Annotated in this window: 4 protein-coding genes; 1 reads left to right on the plus strand and 3 read right to left on the minus strand. The window is 56.8% G+C overall.

Annotated features, from left to right (window positions below):
- The first annotated feature begins 68 nt into the window (after nucleotides 1-68).
- Nucleotides 69-590 (plus strand): transposase, encoded by a 522-nt coding sequence (locus tag KBZ15_RS17605; protein ID WP_255016526.1) that lies wholly within the window; start codon nucleotides 69-71, stop codon nucleotides 588-590.
- Between the two features lie 1,005 nt (nucleotides 591-1,595).
- On the opposite strand, the gene KBZ15_RS17610 is transcribed toward KBZ15_RS17605, so the two are convergent.
- The 3 genes from KBZ15_RS17610 to KBZ15_RS17620 form a co-directional block, all read right to left on the minus strand.
- Entirely contained in the window at nucleotides 1,596-2,657 is a 1,062-nt protein-coding gene (locus tag KBZ15_RS17610; protein WP_255016527.1) for a DUF563 domain-containing protein, read from the minus strand.
- 1,081 nt (nucleotides 2,658-3,738) lie between these two features.
- A complete protein-coding gene (locus tag KBZ15_RS17615; RefSeq protein ID WP_255016528.1) occupies nucleotides 3,739-4,197 on the minus strand; it encodes an Rrf2 family transcriptional regulator in 459 nt (152 codons plus the stop codon).
- On the minus strand, nucleotides 4,197-5,433 hold a 1,237-nt coding region (locus KBZ15_RS17620; RefSeq protein WP_255016529.1), incomplete at its 5' end, for a UbiD family decarboxylase. The genes KBZ15_RS17620 and KBZ15_RS17615, both read right to left, overlap by 1 nt.

A 5,433-nucleotide genomic window follows, 5' to 3' on the forward strand; every position in this document is an offset into this window, starting at 1 on the left:
GATTCGTAACGACAAAGACGCGGGCATGACAAAGCTCCAGAGCTGAACCGGAGCCCTGTTGTCGCGCGTTGAGACCCGCCTATGTAGTTGCGCGGACCCGCCTACCTAATTGTCGCCGTGCACATGGTGGCTGCCTGTCCGCCATGAAAGCAGTATTCGTGATCCACGCACCTGAGCAAGTTCGCTCCCACTGGCAGCGGGTCACCGAGATGCTGCGCAAGCAGTTCCCAACGGCTATGCCGGTAATGGACGCCGCTCGCGATGACGTACTGGCCTTCCTCTACTTTCCCCAGGAGCACTGGCGCAAGATCTGGAGCACCAACCCGCTTGAGCGGCTTAACGTCGCTCCGCGAGGTGCGCTTGGAAGCGCAATGACCAAACGCCGCACCAACGTGGTCGGCAACTTTCCAAATGACGCTGCGAGCGTGCGGTTGGTTGGTAGCCAGCTGCTGGAGCAGCAGGAGGAATGGCAGCTGGAGCACCGCAGCTTCTTCTCCGAAGCCACGATGGCCATGATCCCGGAGCCAGAAGAGCCGCTGGAGCTCACCGATGCTGATCCGTCCGCCCAGCCAGACGAACCCATCAGCTGAAAGGCACCAGCTCCTCCCTAGATCTACATAGAACACATAGATCGCTGAGTTGCCAATTCAGCGATCTATGTGTTCATATTGGATGAACGGAGCTGCGCAATCAGCTTCCAAGCAGTCATCCTCTGACTGCTCCTGTTCACCCTCCGGAAAGGGTCACAGGACCTCCTGAGTTACACCACTCGGAGGGGCACTAACTTCAGTAAGGATGGGGCTGTTGCTGGCGCTCCACCAACTTCATTAGCGCCCTTATATCGTGCACAACCCCGTGCAATCCGGCTCGGATTGACTGACCTCCCCCCCAGCCTCAGCAGGCTAACGGCTGTTGATCACAGTGTGCTATCTCTTCAATACTTTCACTCTGGTAGTGCTAAGCTTCTTCTTGATGCTTGGTGACCCGAGTCCAGTGCCAACACTCATTGCTTTAGTGAACTCTAACCATTAGTAGCAGGGCTTCCAGGGTGATGCGCACGCTTGTGTTGTACCGAGAGATGCGTTGTTGAACCACTATCCAGCTGGTGCAACTTTAGGCATCACAGATGCAGTTGCTGGTGACGCCTCTGATCTAGCCCAGGCAATGGCTACAGCGGATGCGTCCTCTGCAGGGCTTGGATCTGCTTCTTCTTTTCAACCCTGATCACGACAGCTTTTTCGGGTGAGATAAACAAATAGCCGACGATTTTGCAAACCTTTCGGACAAAAAAAATCAGCCGTCCACAGCCTGCGTCGTCACGCTTTCGCACAGCGGTGATATTTCTGGCGGTGCTGCTGCCGAGAAGGTTTAAGTTAGCGGTGTGCCGTGGTTATAGAACTTCCTGCGGTGTCGGCTGCAAGAAAACACTCTCACCACTGGGTGCTGCCACCGGTTGGCTCGTCGTGCATGCCTTCCAATCCGTTACGGCTAGCGGAACCCGACGGTGGTTGCGGCCATTGGGAGCTGATAGACCCGACAAGCCTCATACAGACAGACATCCAGGCGTCTCTGCGGTATATATTCATAGTCAGGTTTCAGGAGAGAAGCAGGGTCAAGTATTGAACGACAAGCTCCTTACTAAAGATGAAGTCATCGTTTTTATTTTCTGATTCGAAAGTATGGAAGTAGTATTCTCCTTTTCTAATCATGGTCAGCTGAAAGAACTCCGGACGAATACCATGTCCTAATGAAAACAACTCGAGTACCTTTGCATTTCTGCTGAAGAGGACGTTCGTCAGGCCGGCACCATGGGGAGCAATGACCACTCGGGCCTCTGAGAAGGCCGCAACCTGATCGTTGAATTCCATGGTCTCAAGCTCCAGAATCTCAAAGCCGTGCTCAATAAGAATGGGAAGAATCTCCCTCTCATTTATTATTCTTCTTGTGCCCGCTCTTCCGCGAGAGATATATAAATTGGCTGCATAGCTTCTTCGAGAGGCTGAGGCGACAAATATTTTTATCCGATTGCCTATCTCTTCATAGACAGAGGGATGCATTTGGTCGATGGGGATATCGCCCCCGTTTCGGTATCTGGATTCGACCCTCATCATATTTCTTAGGGTAACGTTCGAGTAGATATTATCTGGATTGAGTTCGATTACGTTCGTTTTTTCGTAGCCTAGGGTCTTCAGGGTCTGAAGGTGAGGCGTCTTGGCTTTTTGGTTAGTGTAGATTAGCAATCTTAGCCGATGCTTTTGACTTTCCAGGAAACGTTCGGCCCAGATGATCTTAGGAAGGTAATCGCAAATCCAATGAAAGTAGTTCAAGTGCCATTGTCTTGAATCGAAAAGGGCGAGCAGAATGTCATCTTGAGCTTCGGATTGGATTCTTGTGAGCGGCAAGAGTAGACTCCCGGCGCATGCGTTGAAGACGTGCTGTTCGCGTGTATCAGCGTCTAGAGGTTGAAGATCACTGGTATAAAGTTGACCGTACCTGGAAAGTATCCTTGCTTGCGCTAGTATAGTCACGCGTAGTGGAGGTATTATGATCTCCGGTAAATGCAGGGCGATCCGGCCAAGCTGGCACCTGTATGGGTTGTATGGCCTCCAGGATTTCTTTATTTCGGAATTTCCCACCTCAAAAGAGTTGACATCCAACCATGGCTTGGCAGCGCCACGCTGGATGCACTTATTACCAAAAACGTAACGAAGTTGGTTGATGCTCTGAAGTAGAAAAGCTATAGACCATGATCTTGCTATTCGCAAGCAGTTCTTAATCATGCACTTTCAATTCCTCAAGGAGTACTTCGTATCTAGGTTTGCTGAAATCACACTGGTAAGCATCCGTATCGCATAAGGCAGGCCTCCTTCAACCCCGGCACGATCCAAAATCAAAGACTAGGGCTTTGCCAGCTCAAACAGCTGCGTCCCAGGAATTGGTGTAATCCAGGAGGATCAGTCTCGGCGTAGCCCGGGCTGATGGCTCATCTCTATCAATTCTGTGTTGTTGTATTAGGGGGCTGGCCTGTGACCCTGTTCGGACCACTACCACCGAACCGAACACAGACCATGACCCTCACCCATAGTGGCCCCCTGGGTCCCTGAGTTCAGCGGGTCCTTCAGGATCTGCTGCAGGCCGAGGTCTCTGCCGTTATTGGAGCCATGCGTAATGGGCCCTTCTCTGATCAGCGCTCCCTCCATCGCAACGGCTACCGCCAGCAGCTGCTCCCAACCCAGGTGAACCTTGTTCTAGCCGTCAGGCATCCATTCCGCGGAGTGGTAGAGGCAAACGATGATGCCAGCTGAGGGCCAGAGCTTGAAAGCCAATCCCAGCTCTTGGTTCAAGGCTTCGCGGACCCGCTACCTTTCGGACAGGCCTTCAGCTTGGCAAAGGCCTCCAGATCGCGTAAGTTCCTGTTGCCGCACAGGATACCGAACCTAGCCATCTGCAACAGGAACCACTGTGGGTAACGGACATCACCCCTAGAACGAACATTGGGGATCGCCTTGAGCTGGCTTACATGCCAGCCAAACCACATCTCTTAATGAACCGCAGGATGGCTGCTGCTGGGGCTCTGCGTATTATAGTTAAACGCAGTTCATGCTCCAGTCTCCGGTTGTAACATTCGATGCGTTCTAGCAGCTTCTTATTGTCCCGATCAGCTTCCAGCGTGCTGTCTGCCTGGGCGCTCTTCCTGGTTCCAGCTGGCTAGGCGTCGGCCGCCACGATCTTTGTAGTTCACCCCAATAGCAGCCCCGTCTCGCTGTTGGCGCCAGCCTCGGTGCTGCGCATGTCAAACATAAGATCTTCCAGACTTAAGTCTTCGAGAGCATGAAGCTGGGCCCGGTCCAGGCGCTGCTCCAGAGCTCTAGTCACCTGCTCGGCGGCGGCGGTTTCTGCTTGGCTCACCGCTTCAGTCGCAGTGCCAGCGATTCCGGCTCCAGCCCCTTCGCCTAAACCTATCAGTATTGCCGCCAGCGACAGCGACCGGGGGGTGCTAGCCAACCGGTACCCCCCCAGCCGTCCCCGCCGGGCCACCAGCAGCCCGGCCCGCCGCAGCCGGAGCAGGATTTGCTCCAGCATGGGTTCCGGTAGTTGCTGGGCGATGGCCAGCTCATGGGTGGAGCGCCAGCGCTCGGGTTCGGCGGCCAGCTCCAGCAGGGCCTTGAGGGCATGGTTTGCCTGCTTGCTGAGCATCAGGTTTGCCCCGCCAGCCGCTCCAGCACGTATTCGAGGGTGTAGCCGAAGAGGGCTGGATCGGCCTCCCGGGTGCCGATGTCGGCCAGCCCCAGCTCAGCCCAGCGGCTGTCGATGCGGGCCTCCAGCTCCTCTGGTCTCCCCAGGGGCTCGCCCCAGGGGTGGCGCTTCTCAGGCCCGATCTTGGTGGTGGCATCGACCGCCAGGCGGCCGCCCAGACCCAACCTTTCGCTGGCGAAATCGAGCGTGTCAAATGGAGTGTTTTCGAGCACAAACAAATCCCGCTGGGGATCCACCTGGGCGCTGATCGCCCAGATCACCTGGCGCGGATCGCGAATGTTGATCGCCTTATCGACCACCACCACAAACTTGGTGTAGGTGAACTGGGGCAGGGCACTCCAGAAGGCCAACGCCGCCCGCCTGGCCTGGCCCGGATAGGCCTTATCGATGGCGATCACCGCCAGCTTGTAGCTGAGCCCCTCCATCGGCAGGAAGAAATCCACGATCTCCGGGATCTGCTGACGCAGGATCGGCGTGTAGATCCGGTTCAGGGCAATGGCCAGCATGGCGTCTTCCTTGGGGGGGCGGCCGCTGAAGGTGGTGAAGTAGATGGGATTGCGCCGCTGGGTGACGCACTGGATCCGCACCAGGGGTGAATCCTCCACGCCCCCGTAGAAGCCCATGTGGTCGCCGAAGGGGCCATCGGCCAGTTCTTCTCCCGGAGTGATTGTGCCTTCGAGCACCACCTCGCTGTGGCTGGGCACCTCCAGGTTCACCGTTTTGCACTTGGCCAGGCGCACGCCCTCACCGGCATAGAGCCCGGCGAACAGCCACTCGCTCAGCTGCACGGGGATCGGCGTGGCCGCCGCCATCACCAGCAACGGATGCACGCCGATGGCGATGGCGACCTCCAGCTTCTTGCCCATGGCTGCCGCCTTGCGCAGGTGGCGGGCACCGCCGCGCACGCTCAGCCAGTGCACCGTCATGGTGTTGATGCTCTGCTGCTGCAGCCGGTACACCCCCACGTTTGGCGTGCCGGTTTCGGGGTCCTTGGTGATCACCAACCCCAGCGTGATGATCCGGCCGCCATCTCCGGGCCAGGGGCGCAGCAGCGGCAGGGCATCGAGGTTCACCGCCTCCCCCTTGAACACCTGTTGGCGGCAGGGGGGCGTGAGATCGAGATCGGGCCGGGCCCTGAGCACATCCAGCAGCACCGAGCCAAAGCGCACCGCCTCC

The sequence above is a fragment of the Cyanobium sp. BA20m-p-22 genome (assembly GCF_024346275.1).
Classification (GTDB): domain Bacteria; phylum Cyanobacteriota; class Cyanobacteriia; order PCC-6307; family Cyanobiaceae; genus Cyanobium_A.

Coding starts and splice junctions, on each gene's coding strand:
- KBZ15_RS17615 (WP_255016528.1), bottom strand. CDS start 4,197: ATGCTCAGCAAGCAGGCAAACCATGCCCTCAAGGCCCTGCTGGAGCTG.